General features: G+C 42.6%; 17 protein-coding genes and 1 pseudogene. 12 read left to right on the forward strand and 6 right to left on the reverse strand.

The annotated features are described in order from the left end of the window. Positions 1 to 373: 373 nt before the first annotated feature. The 4 genes from V7K53_RS06530 to V7K53_RS06545 form a co-directional block, all read right to left on the reverse strand. Entirely contained in the window at positions 374 to 781 is a 408-nt protein-coding gene (locus tag V7K53_RS06530; RefSeq protein ID WP_335196797.1) for a response regulator, read from the reverse strand. A 117-nt stretch (positions 782 to 898) separates the two neighbouring features. Beyond that, positions 899 to 1,276, reverse strand: coding sequence for a response regulator (locus V7K53_RS06535; RefSeq protein WP_335196798.1), 378 nt, complete (start codon positions 1,274 to 1,276; stop codon positions 899 to 901). 70 nt (positions 1,277 to 1,346) lie between these two features. Continuing rightward, a complete protein-coding gene (locus tag V7K53_RS06540; RefSeq protein WP_335196799.1) occupies positions 1,347 to 3,902 on the reverse strand; it encodes a PAS domain-containing protein in 2,556 nt (851 codons plus the stop codon). Continuing rightward, positions 3,899 to 5,752, reverse strand: coding sequence for a response regulator (locus V7K53_RS06545; protein WP_335196800.1), 1,854 nt, complete (start codon positions 5,750 to 5,752; stop codon positions 3,899 to 3,901). The genes V7K53_RS06540 and V7K53_RS06545 overlap by 4 nt, the downstream gene beginning before the upstream one ends. 293 nt (positions 5,753 to 6,045) lie before the next feature. Here V7K53_RS06545 and V7K53_RS06550 point away from each other — a divergent pair, with 293 nt between their 5' ends. Together V7K53_RS06550 and V7K53_RS06555 are read left to right on the forward strand one after the other, a co-directional pair. Further along, complete coding sequence (locus V7K53_RS06550) at positions 6,046 to 6,432, forward strand: hypothetical protein (RefSeq protein WP_335196801.1); 387 nt, start codon at positions 6,046 to 6,048, stop codon at positions 6,430 to 6,432. Between the two features lie 493 nt (positions 6,433 to 6,925). Continuing rightward, complete coding sequence (locus V7K53_RS06555) at positions 6,926 to 8,632, forward strand: RluA family pseudouridine synthase (RefSeq protein ID WP_335196802.1); 1,707 nt, start codon at positions 6,926 to 6,928, stop codon at positions 8,630 to 8,632. A gap of 145 nt (positions 8,633 to 8,777) precedes the next feature. Here V7K53_RS06555 and V7K53_RS06560 read toward each other — a convergent pair whose 3' ends face one another. Continuing rightward, positions 8,778 to 10,277, reverse strand: coding sequence for a multicopper oxidase family protein (locus V7K53_RS06560; protein ID WP_335196803.1), 1,500 nt, complete (start codon positions 10,275 to 10,277; stop codon positions 8,778 to 8,780). Between the two features lie 522 nt (positions 10,278 to 10,799). Between V7K53_RS06560 and V7K53_RS06565 the strand changes: the two are divergent. The 9 genes and pseudogenes from V7K53_RS06565 to V7K53_RS06605 form a co-directional block, all read left to right on the forward strand. Next, positions 10,800 to 10,982 (forward strand): annotated as a pseudogene (locus V7K53_RS06565) (pseudouridine synthase); the annotation flags it as partial. Positions 10,983 to 11,399: 417 nt separating this feature from the next. After that, a complete protein-coding gene (locus tag V7K53_RS06570; protein WP_335196804.1) occupies positions 11,400 to 12,452 on the forward strand; it encodes an aliphatic sulfonate ABC transporter substrate-binding protein in 1,053 nt (350 codons plus the stop codon). Between the two features lie 115 nt (positions 12,453 to 12,567). After that, complete coding sequence (locus tag V7K53_RS06575; protein ID WP_322666382.1) at positions 12,568 to 12,774, forward strand: RRXRR domain-containing protein; 207 nt, start codon at positions 12,568 to 12,570, stop codon at positions 12,772 to 12,774. 181 nt (positions 12,775 to 12,955) lie between these two features. Continuing rightward, positions 12,956 to 13,630, forward strand: coding sequence for a hypothetical protein (locus tag V7K53_RS06580; RefSeq protein WP_335196805.1), 675 nt, complete (start codon positions 12,956 to 12,958; stop codon positions 13,628 to 13,630). Continuing rightward, positions 13,614 to 14,375, forward strand: coding sequence for a class II aldolase/adducin family protein (locus V7K53_RS06585; RefSeq protein WP_335007183.1), 762 nt, complete (start codon positions 13,614 to 13,616; stop codon positions 14,373 to 14,375). The genes V7K53_RS06580 and V7K53_RS06585 overlap by 17 nt, the downstream gene beginning before the upstream one ends. A gap of 152 nt (positions 14,376 to 14,527) precedes the next feature. Beyond that, complete coding sequence (locus V7K53_RS06590) at positions 14,528 to 15,646, forward strand: sulfonate ABC transporter substrate-binding protein (protein ID WP_335196806.1); 1,119 nt, start codon at positions 14,528 to 14,530, stop codon at positions 15,644 to 15,646. A gap of 101 nt (positions 15,647 to 15,747) precedes the next feature. Beyond that, positions 15,748 to 16,569, forward strand: a complete 822-nt coding sequence (locus V7K53_RS06595) for an NADPH-dependent oxidoreductase (protein ID WP_335196807.1) — start codon at positions 15,748 to 15,750, stop codon at positions 16,567 to 16,569. 18 nt (positions 16,570 to 16,587) lie between these two features. Continuing rightward, positions 16,588 to 17,376: an SDR family oxidoreductase gene (locus V7K53_RS06600; protein ID WP_335196808.1), complete on the forward strand. Its 789-nt coding sequence runs from the start codon at positions 16,588 to 16,590 to the stop codon at positions 17,374 to 17,376. Positions 17,377 to 17,689: 313 nt separating this feature from the next. Next, positions 17,690 to 19,036, forward strand: coding sequence for an NAD(P)/FAD-dependent oxidoreductase (locus tag V7K53_RS06605; protein WP_335196809.1), 1,347 nt, complete (start codon positions 17,690 to 17,692; stop codon positions 19,034 to 19,036). Between the two features lie 138 nt (positions 19,037 to 19,174). Here V7K53_RS06605 and recJ read toward each other — a convergent pair whose 3' ends face one another. Continuing rightward, positions 19,175 to 21,562: a single-stranded-DNA-specific exonuclease RecJ gene (gene recJ / locus V7K53_RS06610; protein WP_335196810.1), complete on the reverse strand. Its 2,388-nt coding sequence runs from the start codon at positions 21,560 to 21,562 to the stop codon at positions 19,175 to 19,177. 327 nt (positions 21,563 to 21,889) lie between these two features. Between recJ and V7K53_RS06615 the strand changes: the two genes are divergently transcribed. Next, entirely contained in the window at positions 21,890 to 22,330 is a 441-nt protein-coding gene (locus tag V7K53_RS06615) for a thermonuclease family protein (protein WP_335196811.1), read from the forward strand. Positions 22,331 to 22,359: the final 29 nt, after the last annotated feature.

A 22,359-nucleotide genomic window follows, 5' to 3' on the forward strand; every position in this document is an offset into this window, starting at 1 on the left:
GGTGAATGTAAAATTCACCTCTAGTATTTAATTTTATTCCAAATTACCTAAAACGTTAAGTTAAATTTAAGCTTAAACTTGATATAGTAATCCGAATTGAAACGTGAGAAAATGTATAGTGAAAAAGTAAGTATCTATAAGTGTTTCAGCGATTTTCTTTCTTACTAATGATTTAGGATTGCTATTATTGGTAATAACTAAAGGCTAAACCTTGATATTCGGACTGCAATTTATAGGAATTTTCATTTGCATGAGATACACGCTAGGGACGCACAGCTAGTAGTTATGCGTCTCTAGGAATTTTTTGTACTCCAAGTAATTGCAAATCCTGTTATATATTGGATGTTTTACCCATTCTTGTTTAATCTTTTAATCAAGTAAAATCCCAACCCAGCAATTGAGCAACCTGAGCCGGGAGGGTAACTGGATTAAAGGGTTTGAGAATTACACCTGCAACTTGATACTGTCGCAAAATTTGCGAATCCAACCATCGCGCTTTCGCACTGAGCAACACTACAGGAATAGCTTGAGTTTCTGGATGATTTCTTAGTTTATTCATAAACTCAAAACTAGCCAGATCGCGGATTGAGATATCTAATACAATCGCATCAGGAGTATGATGTACTGCATTATGCAATCCTTCTAATGGAGAATCTGCTGTCACCACATTCCAACCAGCTAAATCTTGGAGGCAAAATTTTACTATCTCACGGACATGTAGTTCATCATCAATGAGCAATATCGTTTTGCCGATTATATTTACCTCCTCTAGCATGTTCATTTTATTTCATATACCTTTCTTAGTTACAGATAAAAATCTTTTATCTGTAATCAAGAAAGATAAATTACAAAAATAAAAAACTAATAAAGATATAGATTTTTTTACAAAAATTAACTATTAATCGTTCCACCCCAGAATCTCACTAACTTCGTTGCAGATAGAGGTGGGTTCAAAAGGTTTGGTGATAATCCCCGCAATTCCCATCTGGGCGAAACGGGCGCGATCGCTCCCTTGGACTTTCGCTGTTAACAGAATCACTGGAATCCCTTGGGTTGCGGAATTTGCCTGAAGTTTTTCGTAGACTGCAAAGCCATCCATGTCAGGCATAGAGACATCAAGTAGAATTGCGTCAATAGGTTCTGTCTGGGCGATTTTTAGTCCTTCTGACCCCGATCCAGCAGTCAGGGTGTCCCATCCTCCCAAGTCTTCTAAACAAGCTTGTACTAATTCGCGGATTCGTTCTTCATCATCCACAATTAACAATTTTTTAGTCATTTGTCATTTGTCATTTGTCATTGGTTATTCTCCCCTGCTCCCCTGCTCCCCTGCCCCTCTGCCCCTCTGCCTAATTTCCCGGCAATGGTAGAGTGAAGAAAAACGTGCTGCCAACACCAAGAGTACTTTCAGCCCAGATTTGCCCACCATGCCGATCAATAATACTACGACAGATTGCCAATCCCAAGCCTGTGCCGCCTTTGGTGCGAGAATCAGAGGCATCTACTTGCTGAAATCTTCCAAAGATTGCTTCTAACTTATCTGCGGGGATACCTCGTCCTCGATCCGTTATTTGGAATAGTACGCGGTCTGTTTGCTGTTGGACACTGAGAGTAATAGTAGAATCGGCAGGTGAGAATTTAATCGCATTACCTAACAAATTGGTGAGTGTTTGCACAATAGCATCAGCAGCCGCCCAAACTTGAGCATTGGTAGAGTGGATCTTAAAAGTAATATTTTGCTGATTGGCGATCGCTTGCACTACGGCCACTGCTTGTTGAATTAAATCAGCCGCATTGCAGGTGGTTTTTTCTAAGACAGCTCGATCCGATTCTAAGCGTTCTAAATCGAGAATATCGTTAACAAGACGCACTAAGCGATCGCTGTCGATGGCTGCAATCTCAATCATCCGCTTGAATTTGTCTGGTTTTTTGTCGTAGATACCAGTTTGTAGTAAACCCAATGCTGCGCGAATTGCAGTTAAGGGAGTGCGGAGTTCGTGACTCACAATGCCAATAAACTCACTCTTGATCAAATTAATCTGTTCTAATTCAGTGATATCTTCGGCAATCCCAGCAATCCGAACTAACTCGCCTAGTTCGTTTTTGATCGGAAATGCGCGATCGCGAATCCAACGGATTGAACCATCAGCGCGAATAATGCGATATTTGTTATCATAGTGCCCTGTTCTGAACTTTTCAATGAATTCAATTTCGACGCGCTGACGATCTTCTGGGTGAATTGCATCTAACCAATTTGAATGGTTATGATACAAGTCCTCACAACTTCTTTGCCAGATGGTTTCATAAGCATTGCTCACATATAGAACTTGTTGATTGCGAATATCTTTGATCCAAAATATTGCTTGGATGTTTTCTGCCATCTGACGAAACTTTTCTTGGCTCTCGCGTAAAGCTTCTTCGATGCCTTTGCGCTCAGTGATATCTTGGTGAACCGCAACCAGAACGTCGCCGTAGTCGGGATGCCTGAATACAGAAGCCGTCACACTACACCAAAATGGCGTACCATCTTTTTTAAGATTCTGGACTTCGTAGGTGGCTTCAGTATTTTGTAAGATGGCAGACAGACTGGCTTGATTTACATTTTGAGTAGTTACCGATTTGGTGACACAGTTCACAATCGAAACGTGTTGACCGTTGAGTTCACCAGAGTCATAGCCAAACATCTGCTCAAATTTCGGATTGGCATAGACAATGATTGCATTATCAATTCTCACTAAGCAAATGCCTTCCCCCATATTTCGGGTAATTACAGCCTGAAGTTCCAGCATTTGCGACTGTTCTAAAAGTGTGAGTTGGATTTGTTGCTGCTGTATTACTGTTTTTTGTAGGCGATCGTTAGTCTCTGTCAGTTGTACAGTGCGTTCTTGCACCCGTTGCTCAAGTTCGGTATTCAGTTGTTGTAGGTCAATTTCTGCCTGTTTGCGCTCTGTTAGTTCTGTCTGTAACTGTTTGAACAAATCTGCTTGCTGAATAGCAATGCTTACCTGCGCTCCTAACTGCCGCAACAGAGAAATTTCTGAAGATTGCCACTCACGAGGCGCTCTACATTGATGAGCTGCCAGTAATCCCCACAATTCATCTCCCAAAGAAACGGGAACGACCAGATTTGCCCTCACCTGGAGACTTTCTAAAAATGCAACGTGACAGGGACTAATTCCAGCAGTATAAATATCAGTTTTTGCAGTAACTAAGCCTTGTTTAAAAGGTTCGACGTTCTCTTCACCAATGCAAGGGTCATGAATTTGGAGTGGTAAAAGAGCCATCCATTCCGGTGCAACAGACTCAATCACAATCGTTCCACCCCAACCTGGATAAAATTGGAAGATAGTGACGCGATCGCACTCCAGAAATTGCCGCACTTCATCGACAGTAGTTTGCAAGATATCTTGTAAATTTAGCGATCGCCGGATACGCTGGGTCATCTCCATCACTAAGCGCTGTTGCTCAAATTGCTGTTGCAGCGTTTCTTGTGCTTGTTTGCGATCGTCAAGAGCCACCCGCAGTTGCTCGGCATTTTCTTGAGACAATTGTTGGTTGAGTTGTTGAATCTTCCGTCTGCTGCACTGAAGATTGCTAGTGATTAGGTTAATCACCAAGGCAACCAGTAAAAAGATACTTAGCCGCAATAATTTTTCTGGTTGATCGATCCAGAATTGGTATCGCGGAGGCATCAATAAATAATCAATTGCCAGTGTAGAAAGGACAAGTGTAACGATCCCTGGTCGAAAGCCACCATACCAAGTACTTACAATAATAGCTATATAGAAAAAAGCACCAATGGTTCGGGAAATAAGCGGTTCTAACCAGAGTGACAGCAGCAGGGCGATCGCAGCTGAACCAATAGCCACACTGTAGGCTAATAATTGCTGATAATTTCTCATCATGCTTTACTTCTCCCTGCCTGAGAGCGCCAACGCGTTCTTTGAATGCGGCTCAGTACCCGTGTCACAAGTTCTGGCCCTAGCACTGGCTTACTGATAAAATCATCGGCTCCGGCAGCAAAAGCTTGCTGAAGAAATTCTGCTTCGGTATGGGCTGTAACTACTAAAATCGGTAAATCTCCCCACTGCGCATCCTGACGCACGACTTTGCACAACTCTAATCCGTTCACTATCGGCATTTCTAAATCTAGCACCACCAAATCAGGAGATGTTGCAATCAGTACCTTCCAAAATTGTTGTGATTGGGAGAGGGTGATTACTTCCAGCCCCCAAGGAGTTAACAACGCCGATAATCCAGCCAGTATTACAGGGTCATCGTCTACAATTAAAACTTTGGCTTCGGAAGTTTGAGGTTGAGGTAAGACACGAGCGATCGCCTGAAAAATTTCCTCGGTTGTCGCCGGTTTATGCAAAAATTGTCTAGCTCCTAAACGCGATACTTTCAGTCGATCTGCTAGGGTATCTCGTCCGGTAAAAACAATTACTGGGATATTTGGCGATCGCTCTACTATCTCGCTCAATAATATTAATCCGTCTTCCTCTGTTGTTGGAAAACTCAAATCCAGTAAAACAGCGTCAGGAGCTTTTAAGGAAAAAAGCGATCGGGCGGTTGCTAAATTTGGTGCTACCTTTATCCTGAATCCCCATGAATCGGCTTCTGCCTGCAACTGCTCCGTCAACAGAGTATCACCATCGATTACTAACAGCCGATGAGTTTGCTTCATCGGAACGCTTGGAGCAGTGGAAGTGACAGCAGGCTTAGTTAACTCTTGCTGTAATGCTGTTACCAGTTGCGAGAAATTAGAGATTTGCTCTGGAGATAGAGAGGAATCTTCAAGCAGCAAATGTTCTATTTTCCGTCCGAGCCGAGAACCCTCTGGATAACCGAACGACCCCATTGAACCTGCTAGCTTATGGGCTTCACGCAATGCACTCTGCTGTAAATCTTCATTTAAATTTCCTGCCAAGAGTGCAGTTTTTGCTTGCTCCAGAACTGCAACCTGTCCAACAAAGGAATTACGAAATCGCTCCAGCACCCGATTTACAGAAGTCATATCTTTGGAGTTGGGTTTCTTCTTGCCATCTTGATGCTTTTCCCCAACAGACATGGAGCGATTAGGTGCAGGCTTGATCCGATAGCCCATGCCATATACCGTTTCTAGAAGTTCTTCTGCTATACCTGCTGTTTTCAGTTTCTTGCGCAAGTCTTTAATATGAGTTGTAACTGCATTTTCAGTCGGTGCATCCCCAAATCCCCAAAGCCGATCTAGAATAACTGCACGACTAAAGATCCGGTCTGGGTTTTGCAAAAACAACTCCAGCAGTTTGTATTCTGTGGCTGTGAGGAGAATTTCCTGCTCATTACAGGTTACTCTGCCGGCACTTGGATCTAAACAGAGATTTCCCCAGGTTAACGTGGATGATGAGATCGCCCCATTGCGTCGTAATAAAGAGCGAATTCTGGCTAGTAATGCTTCTGGGTCGAAGGGTTTGATGACGTAATCATCTGCTCCGGCATCTAACCCCGCCACAATATCTGCATTAGAATTTTTCCCGGTTAACAACAGAATAGATTTACAGTAGCCTTGCGATCGCAGTTGCCGACACAAGGTAATTCCATCCAGTTTCGGAATTAGCCAGTCCAGCAAAATCAACTCATATTCAGTCGATAGCGCTAGTTCTAATCCCGCTTGTCCATTGCTGGCGATGTCGATAGTATAACGATTTGCACTCAACAACTCGAAGAGTGCTTTACTCAGTAATACGTCATCCTCTACCAACAAAATTTTCATAAGTTGTATCAAAAGAAGATGCTTATGACACCTTCGCGATCGCAGGACACACCCTCTGCGTGGTCAAACTTTTGTATAATTTTAATATATTGTTACAAACAACACAACAAGTTAATTTAGATTTTGCAATCTGACATATTTATTTGCAAACCTTAATAGACAAAGTAGTATTTCCCTTTACTTTGATTATGAGAAATTTATCTAATTATTTTTTCTGTAAAAAATTACAATCCTCATTAAATCTTTAGATTTATAGATTATTTTTTGAAAGTCTCAATTCTGCTCTATAAATTATGCAATACCTATACTATCTGGCCAATGCTAGTCTGACACTGCGGGTTGTGGAATATTTTAGTAGGAAGGACTTTTCTGTGGAATTTATTACTGTAATTAATCAATTTCATGGTTGGATAATCAACGTCAAAATTAAATCTTTTGTACCGGAACAAAAAGATAAAGATATAAAAGCTTTCTTGAGCGAAGTGGGAATTATTTACTCACCACCCGAATTCATTAGTAATGTTCTGAGCAGTTTGGCAGATGGAGAATCAGCACTTAATGTTATGCAACGCTATAAGGTAGCAGTAGTTTCTCATGGTAGACCGCAGCCTAATGAGATTGAAACATTCCGACAAAGTTTTATCCGTGGATTGGGCTACTGTCCGCAAAACTTAGCTTGAGATAAACTCAGACAACTACAGACTCAAACACTGCCATCACCGACTTATATCTATGTCAGTGCATTCGTACTATATATTTTCTGTTTGATTTCTAGCCAGTTGTGGTGAAGCGGTGACGCTTGTGCTGCATCCACCTTAAGGTGGTTGGGAGAGCGTAAACGTCAACAACTGGCCATTGGGTGGGATTTTGAGATGGGAATTAATCCCTTGTAGAATTTTCTCAATGTCCCTGTAACCCTGTTGATATATAAATTAAAACTGCAACAGAAAAATTTTGGATGCCAAATTGCCAAAAGCACTCAACACAATAGACTTCTTACAAAAGTAACAAATACCAAGATGTTGGGGAAAGGTTAAAGGTTAAAGGGGAAAAATTCCATACCTTTACCCTTTACCCCTTACCTTTTTCCCCAAAACGCCAAAGTCTAATAGACTTCTTACATAAACGCTATATATATTAGAAGGATCGGCTAGATTTGCAATCATACCTTTTATGGTAGTTCTGCACGAACTTTCATATTTCATCAACTGCGATTTTGCGATCGCTGGCTCATCTTGTAGCTATTGGTACGAAGGGCGTTGTCCGCAAAGTGGCAATCGCCTAAAATTACCCCGCACCTCAATGTCCGAAGCGATCGCCCACGGACTAATGCAATATCTTACCAAGAATGACTGTTATTCTCGTGAAGGGAAGATGTATGGAATACTATTGGTTGAACTGCCTAATGGCGAACAACGGGTACTAAAAGCTTTTTCTGGTCTTTTGAATAGTTGCAGTGTGGTTGAGGGCTGGGTGCCGCCAATTCCTGGACGAGACGAGGTTGCTTTTGAGGAAAGCCGTACTTTGGCTGAGTTGAACGCGATTAAGCAAGAAATTATTACCTTGAAGCAACTAACCGAACGCCAGCAGTATGAAATCCTGTATAATGACTTTGAGCAGCAGTTACAAGCAATGAGCGATCGCCATCGCCATTGCAAACATCAACGACAGGAAAAACGTCAGCAAATCTGCAATACACTCACTCCCAAAGCGCTTACGATTGCCCTTGAACAACTTGACGAAGAGAGTCGTCAGCAGGGAATTGAGCGACGACAACTTAAACGCCAGCAAAATGCCGTATTACAGCCCCTACAACAGGTAATTGCAGCAACGGATGCGCGAATTAGCGAACTGAAACAACGGCGCAAAGCGCTTTCCCGTCAATTGCAAGCTCAAATGCACGCTAGCTACAGCCTGACTAATTTTTCTGGGCGATCGCAATCATTGCAAGAATTGATGCCAGGAGGTTCTCCCACTGGCACAGGAGACTGTTGTGCCCCAAAGCTGCTTCATTATGCGGCAACACATAATCTCAAACCCCTAGCAATGGCAGAATTTTGGTGGGGTGAGTCTTCCGTAAATCAGGATAAAATTCCGGGAAAATTTTATGGAGCCTGTGCCGAGCGATGTCAGCCATTGATGGGATTTTTGCTTTCAGGGTTAAGACCTAACCCCCCAGCCCCCTTTCCTGCAAGGGAAGGGGGAGTAAGAAGCCCCTCCCCTGATAGGGGAGAGATTTGGGGAGAGGTCACTTTACCGATTATTTATGAAGATGAATGGCTGATTGCTGTCAATAAACCTGCTGGATTACTTTCAGTACCTGGCCGTTATCGCGATCGCCAAGATAGTGTCTTGAGTCGCTTACGTCATTTGTTACCTGATGGTATGGCGCTTATATCTGTGCATCGTTTAGATCGGGAAACTTCTGGGATTTTGTTGTTGGCACGCGCGAACCAAACCCATCGCCAACTCAGCCAACAGTTTCAGCAACGCCAGATTCACAAGGTTTATGAAGCCATACTTTCCGGTGTTTTGACAGTTGAGCAAGGTAAAATTGAACTGCCATTGTGGGGAGATCCTGAAAATCGCCCCTATCAAAAAGTTGATTGGCAGCACGGTAAACCCAGCTTGACACACTTCCAGGTAATGGCAAGAGAAGGAGACTACACCCGCGTAGAATTTACACCACTAACAGGACGCACTCATCAGTTGAGGGTTCATGCAGCTGATGCGCGAGGACTTGGGATAACTATTTTAGGCGATCGCCTTTATGGATGCTGTGCAGTTACCAGTCGCTTACATCTGCACGCTAAGGAACTTCGTTTCGAGCATCCGCAATTAGAAAAAACCCTGCATTTACAAGCAATTACACCCTTTTGACGCTCAACGAAAAGGACTTGGGGACAAGGAGAAAGACTTGTTGCAAGTACTTATACCATTTCACGAAAGAATTGATACAAATTTTTTTGCCCCCCTGCTTCCTCTGCCCCCTGCTTTCTCTCTAAACAACCCTTAGCGTTAATGCCTATAAAGGTGGAGCTGGAAGTGGCTTTGCTGCAACTGCTAAAGGTGAGCGTCCGCCCCGTCCCACTTCAAACTGATTCATCATATCGTGGTCTTCGTGAACCGCATTGTGGCAGTGTGACATATATTTACCTGTATTAGGGCCAAACTTACCAATTACTCGTATAGTTTCATTTTCCCCAACATAAAAGACATCTTTCAACCCACGCTCGTAAGGGAAAGGTGGTCTCCCATTACGGTCAAGCATTAGGCAATCAATTAGGTGAAGGTGGATAGGATGAAACGCACGACCTGATGAGTTAGACAATTTCCAGATTTCAACATCGCCTAATTTAGGATTAGCATCAATTCGGGTGTTATTCCAGGTTTTGCCATTGATCGTCCACAGATTATTAGAGCGGTCATACTTAAATTCTCTGGTTCGCACTGCTGAAGATTCTGGAATAGGCTGGATTGTACGTAACCTGGAGGGAATAGAGCTATTATCTGGTTCACGCCGCACAACATCAAAGCGCATAATTTGATTCGTACCGTCGTAATTCGTGTTGTTAGGAAGTCCGAGATTTCGCAGCACTACTTGAGAGCCAACTGGGTATTTAGAAAAGTCAATAACAAATTCGTAACGTTCTGCTGGCGCCAACCGGAAATTTTTGACTTTAACTGGTGCGCCCATTAATCCGGCATCAGTGCCAATCATAATAAAATCATCGCCGTTGCTCAGGGCAAGATTATAAGAGCGCGAAATCGAACCATTCAAAATCCGGAAACGGTACTTACAAGTATCCACCTCCATGCGCGGCCAAGGCGCACCATTGACCAAAATAACATCACCATATTGACTAATATCACCTTGGGTATTAAAGACTAACTTGCCAGTCTTAGTAAACTGCTTATCTTGGATAAACAGTGGTACGTCGTATTTACCTTTGGGTAAGGGTAGTCCAAGCTCAAAGTCATCTTGAACAAGGTACATGCCTGCTAAACCCATATAAATATTACGTGCAGTATTATGAATGGCGTGGTCGTGATACCATAACGTAGCCGCTCGTCTGTTCGGATAGACGTAATCTTTGTAGAAACCCGGTCGTGTCAAATCTTCAGCATAGCCATCGTACTGCGGTAACGATCCCATGCCATGCAAGTGAACTGATGTTGGTGTATCGACACTATTATTGATAAAGCGAATAATTGATTGTCGCCCTTGACGTTGCTTAATTGTGGGGCCAGGAGAAATACCGTTATACGCCCATATCTGCGTTGTTAGCCCAGGCAAGATATTGACCTGAGCTTTTTTCATCACGATCTGGTAGTAATCTGTGGTCGCATTGCTCCGCACTGGTTTAAGTACTGGCGGTATGGGAAGTTTGATCCTAAAACGAGGAGGCTGAGGACTACCAGCAGTAGCTGCTTGTCCACGAGATAGCAAGCCGATAGGAATCAGCAAAGAACCACCTGTAAGCGCTCCTAGCTTCAGGGCTTCTCGTCTAGTTATTTTTATCACTTTTATTTTTTTATTGGTGTATTGCGAAATTGGCCTGAATGTTTCTAGCAATCAGCAGATTTAAAAAAGTTTGAAATACTAAGATTTACGTACTGTACAAACACATCATCTTGTGTATTAAGGTAAATAGGTCGTCTCAGCTTTTTACAAATCATTTTTTATCATTTGCATAGCATTCTTTATATGAATGTACATTTCTGTTTGTTTGTTAAATTTACAAATATTTCCACAGAAAGTCAACCAGTTATTAATTTCATTGAATCCCCAAAACCTTAAATATGGCTTGATTTCTGCTTCATGGCTTGCATTCCTACTTCTTTTGAAATTTAGGAAAGCCGACACTTTTTTTACTAAATTTTTAGGTCAATGGGAAATTTTTGTACGCTATCTATAAATTATTAAGTGGGTTATGGTGAGCAAATTTATCTACAATATTGAGCCATTTAATGTCTTTATTTAGTACAGTTAATTGCTAACTATAAGTATTATGTTTCATGTTTTTACTTCACTTATATATAACTATTACGTCATCTATTGCTGGATGGGATGGCGCTTGCATCTGTGCATCGCCTAGATCGAGAAACATCTGGGATTTTGTTGTTGAGACGCGATCGCCAAACGCATCGGCAAATTAACCAGCAGTTTCAGCAACGCCAGGTTCACAAGGTTTATAAAGCGATACTTTCCGGTGTTGTGACAGTTGACTAAGGTAAAATTACTTCGCTTCGAGCATCCGCAATCAGAAAAAACCCTGTATTTACAATCAATTACGCTCTTTTGACGCTCAACTCTTGTCTGGGAAGCAGGAAACGCACTACTTACTTTCCTTTAATCTCCTCACCTAACAGCTAGCCTATTGCTTTTTAAATTTGTATGTGATAGTTTCTGCTTGTAGTTAATTGCACGGTTATCCTACCGACTTACCGTACTTATGAAACTTAATATCATAGCTAAGAGCTTCCCAATAGAAATATCCAACTACAAATGATTGCGAGACACCCCACAGAATTGGATGAGTTATTCCTTGGAGATTCCTAAATGAGCAGTAAAGACAAGAGTGCTGGAGTTGACATCTAGACTCTCATTCTTATCTTTTCTTTAATAAAAGGAGTAATAAAAAAGTTGTTGAATCATTTCCAAAAATTGTTATTTTTATTGCCACAATGCTCAACCAAGCCCTTTAGTGCCTTATTGGTTTATAGTTCCTGGCTAGTTTTGGTGATTTCTAGCTGCGCTCAAAGTAACTCTGCAAATAGTCATACCACTGCCAAAAATGTCAGTAACCAGACTCAAGAGAAAACTAGTTTGATTCGCCTGGGGTACCAAAAGGGAGGTGTAGTACCAATTGCACGTCAAAGAGGAGAGTTAGAGAAGAAGCTTGCAGCCGAGAATATCAAAGTTGAATGGGCTGGCCCTTTTGATCGATGTGCTACTTTACTCCAAGCAATTAGTGCGAATCAAGCCGATATCGGCGGGTGTGGAGACATTCCTGGATTGTCAGCTATTGCTGCCGGTCAGGAGCTTTGCATTGGGGCTGTCCAGCGTCCCAGACCGGAATCATTGGCGAGTGCGATCGTAGTCCGTAGTGGTTCTCCTATCCGTAAGCCCGCTGACCTTGTAGGTAAAAAAGTTGCTGTAAATCAGGCTGGTGCAGGTGAGTACCTGTTATTAAAAGTATTGGAAAAAGAGAAAATTTCTAAAGATAAAGTTCAGCGCGTTTTCTTAGCTCCAACTGATGCTGCACCTGCTCTCTACCAAGGCACTGTAGACGCTTGGGCAGTTTGGGAACCATATATCTCAGTTGCCGAATTAGAGCATGGTGCTAGGAGAATCACTACAACCCATCCAGCACCAACCTACAGTGTAATGCTTGTGCGTAATCAGGCTGCGGCTAAATCTCCAGAGGCGGTGAAAGCTGCTTTGGACGGTTTAAGCAAGGAATATGATTGGTTGAATCAAAATACCGCAAAATCAGCCGAATTTCTAGTTAAAGACATCAAAATTTCCCCAGCCGTAGCCAAGCGAGTAACTGAGAATCAAGGGCCACAGCTACTTGTCACACCTAATTTTGATGATGTTGCCAAAATCCAGAAGACGGCTAACTGGATGCTAGAGCAAAAGATTCTATCGAAAAGGGTGGATGTTGCTGCAACTATTTGTCCCACCGCTAAGTAGGAGCAGAGGGGCGAGGAGCAGAGGAGAATAATTTTCTTGTTCCCTAACTCAGTAAGAGAATTCTCCCAATTCCCAGTCCCCAATCTAAAATTCAAAATTCAAAATTCAAAATTGTATGACTAAAGTATTCATTCTCGATGCCAACAAACAACCGTTATATCCAGTACGCATCAGCCATGCTAGGCTGCTATTGTCACAAGGAAAAGCTACTGTCTTTCAGCGATATCCTTTTACTATCATTCTGAAGGAGTCCCTTTCTCATCTAAAACTTGAGCAACTTGGCTTTAAAATTCATCCTGGTATTAAAATAAATCGTAATTGAATTCTTAATTACGAACTTGTACTGAGCGTCCTGCCCTGAGCGTATCGCTAAAGCGAAAGCTCCGCTAACGCGCAGCGTCTCCGTTAGGAGAAGCCGTTGGCGCAGCCTCTCGTAGAGAAGGGAGCCGAAGTATTACGACTTAGTAATTAATCTTAGTCGCCTCCTAAACAGAGGAATATAGATGACGAACCACACTATTTTAGAACCGTTACCAAAAGACCAATGGTTTATTGAGAGCCAGGAACTACGATCCTTTGTCGCAACAGTGCGGGAAATTAGCGCTAACACTGTTGAAGATCGCCTACAAACTATCGCTAAACTAGAACCCTATTTTCAAGAACTCCTTGCTCAACAGGAATGGCTACCAGAAGAGTTTGCCCAAGTCAATCCCGAAAGCCAGATGGGTGGCGGTATTGGTCAATGGCTGCTTTATCGCGCTAAAGACCGTTCTCTGTCGGTATTTAGTTTGGTAATTCCCCCAGGTTCAACGACTCCTGTCCACGATCATTTAGCCTGGGGATTGATTGGTTTATACAAAGGTAATCAAGAAGAAACAGTCTATCGCCGTGTAGATACCGGTGATACCGAAGGACACGCACAATTACAAGTAACTGTAGTGCGATCGCTTCAACCAGGTGATATCTACCGCCTCTTACCCCCAGATGGTGATATCCACGCCGTCAAAACCACATCCCAGAGCGCATCTGTATCCATCCATATCTTGGGTAATGATACTGGTTGTATTTTGCGTCACCAGTTCATCCCAGAATCTCACAGCGTCAAATCCTTTCGCTCTGGATATTCCAACGCTCCCTGTAAAGAAGAGGAGGACAAAGAACATGGCCAATTATATTAGACCAAAACCCCCAGTTTTCGAGCGAGTTGAAGACGAACGCCTGCACCGCAAGCAACGTCTCGCCGCTGCCTTTCGCCTGTTTGGTAAGTTTGGCTTCAGTGAGGGAATTGCAGGCCATATTACGGCTCGCGATCCTGAGTTTACAGACCATTTTTGGGTCAATCCATTCGGGGCATACTTCGGTCATATCCGAGTTTCTGACCTAATCTTGGTTAACAAGGAAGGTGAAGTCGTTAAAGGCGATGCTGAGGTAAACCAAGCTGCTTTCGCCATCCATTCTCAGATTCATGAAGCTCGACCTGACGTTATCGCAGCGGCTCACGCCCATTCACTTTATGGTAAAGCCTGGTCTAGTTTGGGGCGTCTCCTTGACCCTTTGACTCAAGATTCTTGTGCTTTTTACGAAGACCATGCCCTGTTTGACGATTTTACAGGTGTTGTTTTAGAAACTTCTGAAGGTCAGCGATTGGCGCAAACCTTGGGGCCAAAGAAAGCCATAATCCTACGTAACCATAGCATTTTAACTGTGGGACATACAGTCGATGAAGCTGCCTTTTGGTACATTAGCTTGGAGCGATCGTGCCAAGGCCAACTGTTGGCAGAAGCTGCGGGTAGACCTACTACTATCAAACACGAAACAGCCCGTTTAACACAAACTCAAGTAGGGTCACATGTAAGTGGGTGGTTCAGTTTCCAGCCCCTTTACGACCGGATTGTGCGCGAAGAACCCGATTTACTAAATTAGTGCTGTGTTTTTTGGCATTGGCATAATAGGCGGGGAAGTATTCAGTTAACTCACTTCCCGCTATTTTGATGTCAACTAAACCTAAATTTATTTATATACTCCGGTAAACCTATAAGTTTATAGTATTGCTATAGTTCAGAGAAATCATTTTGATGATTAACCAAATCTTTCGCCGTTTTATTCCCAAGTGGATATCGTTGATAGAATTCAGGAATATCCTGTTTAACAATCAGCATAAATTATTCTTTTCTTCTCCTTTACCAGTAGTAGGGGCTTTTGTTACAGGTCTTTGTCTGAGCTTGCTATTTGCTGCTTGTTCATCGACACCGACTGTTAATGCCCCTAATCCCAGTGCCACATCTGTTAGTAATTCTGCTTCTAGTAAAGCAACAGTAGTCAGATTTGGCTATCAAAAAACGACCGTTTTGCTGAGAGCTAAGGGTGTTTTAGAAAAGCGTTTAGCGCCAGAAGGTATCACTGTACAGTGGACTGAATTTCAAGCTGGGCCACAACTACTAGAAGCCATGAATGTGGGTAGTATTGACATTGGCCCTGTGGGAGAATCACCGCCAATATTTGCTCAAGCAGCGGGGACATCACTAACTTATGTTGTTGGTACTGCGGCTACTCCGGCTAGTTCAGCAATTCTTGTTCCTCAAAATTCACAAATTCAAAAAGTTTCTGACTTGAAGGGCAAAAGAGTTGCCTTTCAAAAAGGATCTAGTGCCCACTTATTGTTAGTCCAAGCTTTAGAAAAAGCCGGATTAAAATATACAGACATTGAACCTAAATATTTGGCTCCGGCTGATGCCCGTGCTGCATTTGTAAAAGGGAGTGTAGATGCTTGGGTAATTTGGGACCCATTTTATGCAGCGGCTCAAGAGGCGACTAAAGCCAGAGTCCTAATTGATGGCACAGGAATTAATAAACAGGGAGGATATTATTTGATGACCCGCAAATTTGTCACTGAAAATACCCAAACTGTCAAGGCAATACTGGAAGAAATCAAAAATCTCGAAGAATGGTCTAAACAGAATCGAGAAGAGGTAGCGAAAACTCTCGCACCTGTGTTAGGAATTGACTTAGAAACGATGAAAAAAGCAACTAATAGACGGAATTTTGGGCTTGTACCAATTGACGACAATCTGATAAATCTACAACAAGGTGTTGCAGATACATATTACAAATTGAAGTTAATTCCCAAACAGGTAAATGTGAAAGATGCAATGTTGACAAAAGAAGAATATACTGCATTTTCACCAAAAACTTAAACTAGTACAATGAATCGGCTGTAGGGGCATAGAGATGTATGCGCCTACAGATGAAATTGGTATTAGTAGCAAATTTGGAAATGTAAATCTTGGAATTGATTATGACTAATCCTACAGAACTACTGCGATCGCGCTACGGTGAAATTCCTTTCAACCCCGAAATTGCATGGAATGATTCGCTAACAGCACTATTATCTCACCGTTCAATTCGGTCTTATCTTGGCGATCCTTTACCACCGGGAACTCTGGAATTACTAATTGCAGCCGCCCAATCTGCATCTACTTCCTCGAATTTGCAAACTTGGAGTGTGGTAGCAGTCGAAGATCGACAGCGCAAAGAGGAGTTATCCAAGCTAGCGGGAAACCAAGCACATATTAAGCAGGTTCCTTTATTCTTGGTTTGGTTAGCAGATTTGGCGCGTCTAAGTCACGTTGCTGACAGTCGCGGCATATCTCATGATGCGCTGGAATATTTGGAAATGTTTGTGATGGCAACAATCGATGCAACGTTGGCGGCACAAAATGCCGCAGTTGCAGCCGAGTCACTTGGTTTAGGAACAGTATATATCGGTGGAATCAGGAACCGCCCCCAAGAGGTAGCACAGATATTGAATTTACCCTCCTCTGTGTATGCTGTATTTGGGCTGTGTGTGGGTTATCCAAATCCTGAAGTAGAAGCGGCGATTAAGCCAAGGTTGCCCCAGTCAGCTGTACTGCACCGTGAAACCTATAAATTGGCAGAACAAGAAGAAGCGATCGCTCACTACAACGACATCATCAAAGAATTCTATACTGAACAAAAGATGAATGTTCCTGGCGATTGGTCAGAACACTCAGCCCAACGCATCGCCACTGTAGAATCATTGAGAGGACGCGATCGCTTGCGTGAAGCTCTCAATAACCTTGGCTTTAAATTGTTGTAAACAAGAAGAATCAAGATTATGGATTTGCAACTCCGTGGCAAAATCGCCTTAGTGACAGCTGCTAGTAAAGGTTTGGGCAAAGCTACAGCCAGGCAATTTGCCCGTGAGGGTGCAAAAGTTGCCATCTGCGCCCGCAGTGAGTTAATTGACAAAACTGCTGCGGAGATTGAAAGCGAAACAGGTACAGAAGTGCTACCTCTGCGTGCGGACGTTACTAGTCAAGAAGATATTGAACGGGTAATTAACGCCACAGTGGAAAAATTCGGCGGGTTGGATATCCTCGTTACCAATGCCGGAGGCCCACCTGCTGGCACTTTTGACGATATTGATTTGGCAACTTGGGAAACTTCGCTCGACTTGACTTTGCTGAGTGCGGTACGTCTGATAAAGTACGCTCTACCTCACTTACGCCAATCTACCGCACCAGCAATTCTGACTATCACCTCAACCTCAACTAAACAACCAGTCCAAAATCTGGTTTTATCTAATTCCATTCGATTAGCAGTGATTGGTTTAACAAAAACTCTCAGCCAAGAACTGGGTAGCGATAAAATTCGCGTCAACAGTATTCTACCAGGCTGGACATATACAGAACGGGTAGAAGAATTGATCGATGCCCGCATTGCTAAAAGTGGTGAAACGAAAGAAGCAGAAATTGCTAGAATCAATGGAACAGTCCCTTTGAGTCGTATGGGGACACCAGAAGAGTTTGCCAATGTTGCGGTATTTCTGAGTTCACCAGCAGCCTCATTTGTGAACGGAGTTATGCTGCAAGTAGATGGCGGAATTATTCAAAGCACATTTTGAGCGGCTTGAGCGAGCGAACAGAATTCAGGAGTCAGGAGTCAGGAGTCAGAATTCAGAATGAATTCTGTACGACTGGCGTATAGCATAGCGGTAGTGAGTCATCCAGCGTCGGACAGTTTCCCTCCTACCCGGTTGTTGAGTTTCGACTACGCTCAACTGCCGCGTAGTCGAAACACTGCCTTCCTCAAAAAACTAACTTTGACTACTTTCATCATTTCTTCAATTGTTCTAAATAGACAGCAATCACTATCATAATGCTGTTACATCTTTGTTAAGAATAGTTACAACTTCTTAACACAAGGAAATATTTCTTATGGAAGTCTCACTTGAAAAGAATGCACCACATCGGGTTGTTATCGTTGGTGGCGGCTTTGGTGGACTGTATACAGCAAAAGCTTTGAAGAAAGCAAATGTAAATGTTACTCTCATTGATAAACGTAACTTTCACCTATTTCAGCCGCTTTTATATCAAGTTGCCACAGGTACGCTATCACCTGCTGATATTTCTGCACCATTACGATCTGTATTCAGCAAAAGCAAGAATACAAAAGTGTTGTTGGGCGAGGTAAATGATATCGATCCAAAAGCGCAACAAGTTATTTTGGGTGATGAAGTAGTACCTTATGACACATTGATTGTCGCCACAGGTGTTAACCATTCCTATTTTGGTAAAGATAACTGGAAAGAATTTGCTCCTGGCTTGAAAACTGTTGAAGATGCGATAGAAATGCGTCGCCAGATATTCTCGGCATTTGAAGCAGCAGAAAAAGAAACCGATCCCGAAAAACGCCGGGCTTTGTTGACTTTTGTGATTGTCGGGGGTGGGCCCACCGGTGTAGAATTATCCGGCGCGATCGCAGAATTAGCATACCAAACTCTCACAGAAGATTTCCGCAGCATCAATACTTCAGAAGCGAGAATTGTACTATTGCAAGGTGGCGATCGCATCCTCCCACACATTTCACCAGAATTATCGAAAGTAGCAGCAGAATCTTTGCAAAAGTTGGGTGTGGCTGTCTATACCAACACCAGAGTGACAAATATTGAAGGTAACATCGTTACTTTCAGACAAGGCGATGAATTGACAGAAATTACCTCAAAAACTATCTTGTGGGCAGCAGGTGTTCAAGGTTCGCCTATGGGGAAAGCCTTAGCAAAAAGTGCAGGTGTAGAGTGCGATCGCGACGGACGTGTGATTGTAGAACCGGACTTGTCTATCAAGGGTTATAACAACATTTTTGTAGTGGGAGATTTAGGCAACTTTTCCCATCAAAATGGTAAACCCTTACCTGGTGTTGCACCTGTAGCCAAACAACAAGGAGAGTATGTAGCTAAACTCATTAAACGCAGGCTGCAAGGTGAGACTTTGCCACAATTTCGTTACAATGACGTAGGTACTTTAGCGATGATTGGGCAAAATCTAGCTGTTGTAGATTTAGGCTTAGTCAAACTCAAAGGTTTCATTGCTTGGCTGTTTTGGCTAGTAATTCACATCTACTTCTTAATCGAGTTTGACACTAAAGTAGTAGTAGCAATTCAGTGGGGATGGAATTATATCACTCGTAATCGTCGCTCTAGATTGATTACAGGTCGAGATGGTTTTGTAGAAACAAAAACTGTTAACAAGAGGGTGCAACAGCCTTCTGGCACACCTCTGTAACTTTAGGACTCACAAGCTAGGTAATTCCTATACTTGCAAACTGCTGTAATTTAGTGCGATCGCGATCGCACTACGCAAGATGGGACTTGGTTGAAAATCCCTATTTTGTTGGGTAGCGAACGCTATAAATCCTTTAAATTATTTACTGTCGTAGCTGGCGATCGCAACAATCGTAGATAAGGGAACTTCCGCAAAATACTGTTGCTGAAATTGCTCTTCTCGAACAGCAGCTAAAAATCGCGCAACTGCTTCGTCAGCAAGGTTTTCTACACTATCGTTTGGATTCCAGGTAAATTGTAAAGAACGGTCTTGTCGTTGAACTGTGAACCCTAAGTATTTTAAAGCTTTGATGCCGACAAGTAAGGTTTGGTCGCTGATGCCGATTTTCTCCAAAAGTTGTCCGCGGGTAACTAGTTGATTTGTGCGACTGAGATATTTGGCAATTCCGACAAGAGTCAGCCAAATTTGACTGGGTGGTTGGTGCTTAGGTTTAGACCAAGCGATCGCTAATTGTTGCTGATTCTCAAGTCCAGACGTAGAGCGGCTGATCGCCAAACATCGCCGCAACCACATACGTAAATCATCCCAATTCGTGGGACAATCTTCAATAATTAGTCCTGAATGTTGAATTGCTGAGTGTTCCTGATTCCGTAAGTCTAAGATGAAGGGTGTTAGCGATAGCGGGGCGTTGAGTGCTGAGTTAGCAGAAGAACGCACGGCAATTAATCTGATTTCATAACGTTTTTTGAAGGTGTTGTAGTCTAGTTCTGCTATGCAATCACACCTTCCTATGGGCAATTCATCTTTGTAGTGTCCCCACCATAAGCCAGGAAAAGCACTTCTGCTAGAATCATCCCGAATATCAAACTCAGCTTTAATGTACTGTACCTTTTTCCCTTGCCAATCCTGCTGATTGCGATGCCAAGAATTTTCAAACCAGCAGTTTTGAATTAGCAATTTCGGAACAGGATTACCCATTCCACAAGGTTCTAGCAGTTTCAGTTCCAAAAATAACTCTTTCCCCAAGTCGGCTACTGTTACCGTCAAGTCTGCTTGTACAGTTGGCGTTAGAGTTGTACTACCTAAAGATTGCCGCAACTGCTGATTAATCGCCGCTGTAAATAAAGGAATATTCTCCATCAACAAACTCAAACCTGCTGCAAAGGGATGTCCCCCAAAGCGGTGTAACAAATGTGCTTGCTCTTTCACCAGCTGGTATAAATCGACAGAATTCACCGAACGAGCGGAACCCCTTGCAAGCATAGGGGCAGAGGGGCGGAGGGGCAGAAAAGAAGAATTGCTCCCCTGCTCCTCTGCTCCTTCCGTACTCAACAAAATCGTCGGGCGTCCTGTTTCTTGTGCTACCTGTCCCGCAACTAAGCCCAATACACCCGCAGGCCATTGGGCATCTTCTAAGACAATAACGCTGGTGGTTGATAAATCTAGTTGAGTAAGTTTTTGCGCCACTTGTGCTTGCACATCTTTTTGTAAAGATTTGCGGCGGGCGTTGGCGAGTTCTGTAACTTCGGCGAGTTCGTTACAACGTTTGACATCGCGACTAGTTAATAATTCCACGCAAAAACTGGCATCGCCTTGGATGCGACTAACGGCGTTAATTCTTGGCCCCAAACCAAAAGAAATATCTGTGGGGCGATCGCCACTTTTCTGGCACAATTCTAATAATCGCCCTACCCCTGGTCGCCGCCGCGCTGCTGCTGGCTGTTTAAAATCTTCTTGAAGTCGTTGAATTCCCATCTGTGCTAAGTAACGGCAATCTCCACTTAACTGCACCAAATCGGCAATTAATCCAACTGCAACTAAATCTAATAAATCTTCTAAGGGATATTTGGCAACATTGGGCAGGCTCTGATATAGTGCTTCCACCAACTTATAAGCTACCGCCACCCCAGAAAGATTAAATAACTGATGCTCTTTTGGAAAATAGCGGGGATTGATAATCGCTGCGACGGGTGGGCGTTCGGCTGGTAAGGTGTGATGGTCTGTAACTATTACATCTATGCCTAACTGTTTAGCATATATAATTTCTTCAACATTTGTGCTACCTGTATCGCAAGTAACAATTAATTTGCAAGCTTCTTTTGCTAAGTTATCAATTCCGTGATTATTAAGTCCGTGGGATTCTTTCAGGCGATTGGGAATATAGTAAACTAACTGAGTATTTTGAGCGAAAAACTGCCCCAATCCATCCCAAAGTACCGATGTAGCGGTAATCCCATCGGCATCGAAGTCTCCCCAAATGGCAATTTTTTCTTTAGTATTATATGCTTGTTGCAACCGTGCGATCGCCAGATGCATTTCTTGCCCAAACTCAAAGGGACTTGCTGGTTGATAAGCTTTATAGTTGATAAAAGCTGTTAATTGTTGACGATCTTTAATACCCCGTTGCCACAACAACTGCGCTGCGTACAGTCCACTTGATGCAGGTGTATACTGTTTCACTGCTTGGATAAACCACTCTGGTGGTTGTTCAGTTGCTGTTATAGTCCACTGCTGTTGTTCTGGCATATAAACAAAGTTAGGATTTAGAAGTTAAAACTATTAAAATACAATGATAATTTGTAAATCTGTGGAGTTGACTTTTAGAAGAGTCAATGCTCACAATGGGCAACTGTTAATCTCTTCTAATCTCTTGACCGGAACTACTGTGAGTGTTCAATTACCTGTAGTTATTAAATAAAGTTTTGATTGATATAAACGTTAGGTTTTGGCAACAATAATATTTATTACTTTTACTTGTACTTTTACTTTTATTTGCAACTTGTGAGCTAAATCACACTAGTAACCTAAGTACCGAAATAAAATTCTATTTGTGCATAAAATATTACATATAAAATGATGGAATTACTTCAACTAATGTTGGTGTTAGGTACAGTAGTTGGTGTTACAGATGGGAACACTATTTTGGTTAAAGATAATACAGGACAAACAACTATAGTCAAATTAGCGTGTATTAATGCACCAGAGTTAACTGACAAGCGCTATGGTTTAGCAGCAACACAAAGGCTCAAACAGCTATTACCACTTCAAACTCCTGTTGTGATTAGAAGCACAGAACAAATTAAAAGTGGTCGTCCAGCGGGTGAAGTGTTTGTAGATAATCGGTCAGTAAATCTACTTTTGGTAGAGTCAGGTAATGCCGTCGTTGACCAAGAATCTTTACAAAATTGCTATGAGAGCAAAACCCAATTTTTAATTGCAGAAGCTAATGCTAAAAATAAGCATTTAGGTTTGTGGCAACAATCAAAATTGCAGTTGAAGTTACATACCAAGTAAGCGCTGACATTATCAGCTATAATAAGCTG

The organism is Nostoc sp. (genome assembly GCF_036917355.1).
Taxonomy (GTDB): domain Bacteria; phylum Cyanobacteriota; class Cyanobacteriia; order Cyanobacteriales; family Nostocaceae; genus Nostoc.

What these genes read in the sequence shown, in the direction of transcription:
- V7K53_RS06530 (WP_335196797.1), bottom strand. Translation starts at nt 781, where the DNA reads ATGAACATGCTAGAGGAGGTAAATATAATCGGCAAAACGATATTGCTC.
- V7K53_RS06535 (WP_335196798.1), bottom strand. Translation starts at nt 1,276, where the DNA reads ATGACTAAAAAATTGTTAATTGTGGATGATGAAGAACGAATCCGCGAA.
- V7K53_RS06540 (WP_335196799.1), bottom strand. Translation starts at nt 3,902, where the DNA reads ATGATGAGAAATTATCAGCAATTATTAGCCTACAGTGTGGCTATTGGT.
- V7K53_RS06545 (WP_335196800.1), bottom strand. Translation starts at nt 5,752, where the DNA reads ATGAAAATTTTGTTGGTAGAGGATGACGTATTACTGAGTAAAGCACTC.
- V7K53_RS06550 (WP_335196801.1), top strand. Translation starts at nt 6,046, where the DNA reads ATGCAATACCTATACTATCTGGCCAATGCTAGTCTGACACTGCGGGTT.
- V7K53_RS06555 (WP_335196802.1), top strand. Translation starts at nt 6,926, where the DNA reads ATGGTAGTTCTGCACGAACTTTCATATTTCATCAACTGCGATTTTGCG.
- V7K53_RS06575 (WP_322666382.1), top strand. Translation starts at nt 12,568, where the DNA reads ATGACTAAAGTATTCATTCTCGATGCCAACAAACAACCGTTATATCCA.
- V7K53_RS06580 (WP_335196805.1), top strand. Translation starts at nt 12,956, where the DNA reads ATGACGAACCACACTATTTTAGAACCGTTACCAAAAGACCAATGGTTT.
- V7K53_RS06585 (WP_335007183.1), top strand. Translation starts at nt 13,614, where the DNA reads ATGGCCAATTATATTAGACCAAAACCCCCAGTTTTCGAGCGAGTTGAA.
- V7K53_RS06590 (WP_335196806.1), top strand. Translation starts at nt 14,528, where the DNA reads ATGATTAACCAAATCTTTCGCCGTTTTATTCCCAAGTGGATATCGTTG.
- V7K53_RS06595 (WP_335196807.1), top strand. Translation starts at nt 15,748, where the DNA reads ATGACTAATCCTACAGAACTACTGCGATCGCGCTACGGTGAAATTCCT.
- V7K53_RS06600 (WP_335196808.1), top strand. Translation starts at nt 16,588, where the DNA reads ATGGATTTGCAACTCCGTGGCAAAATCGCCTTAGTGACAGCTGCTAGT.
- V7K53_RS06605 (WP_335196809.1), top strand. Translation starts at nt 17,690, where the DNA reads ATGGAAGTCTCACTTGAAAAGAATGCACCACATCGGGTTGTTATCGTT.
- recJ (WP_335196810.1), bottom strand. Translation starts at nt 21,562, where the DNA reads ATGCCAGAACAACAGCAGTGGACTATAACAGCAACTGAACAACCACCA.
- V7K53_RS06615 (WP_335196811.1), top strand. Translation starts at nt 21,890, where the DNA reads ATGATGGAATTACTTCAACTAATGTTGGTGTTAGGTACAGTAGTTGGT.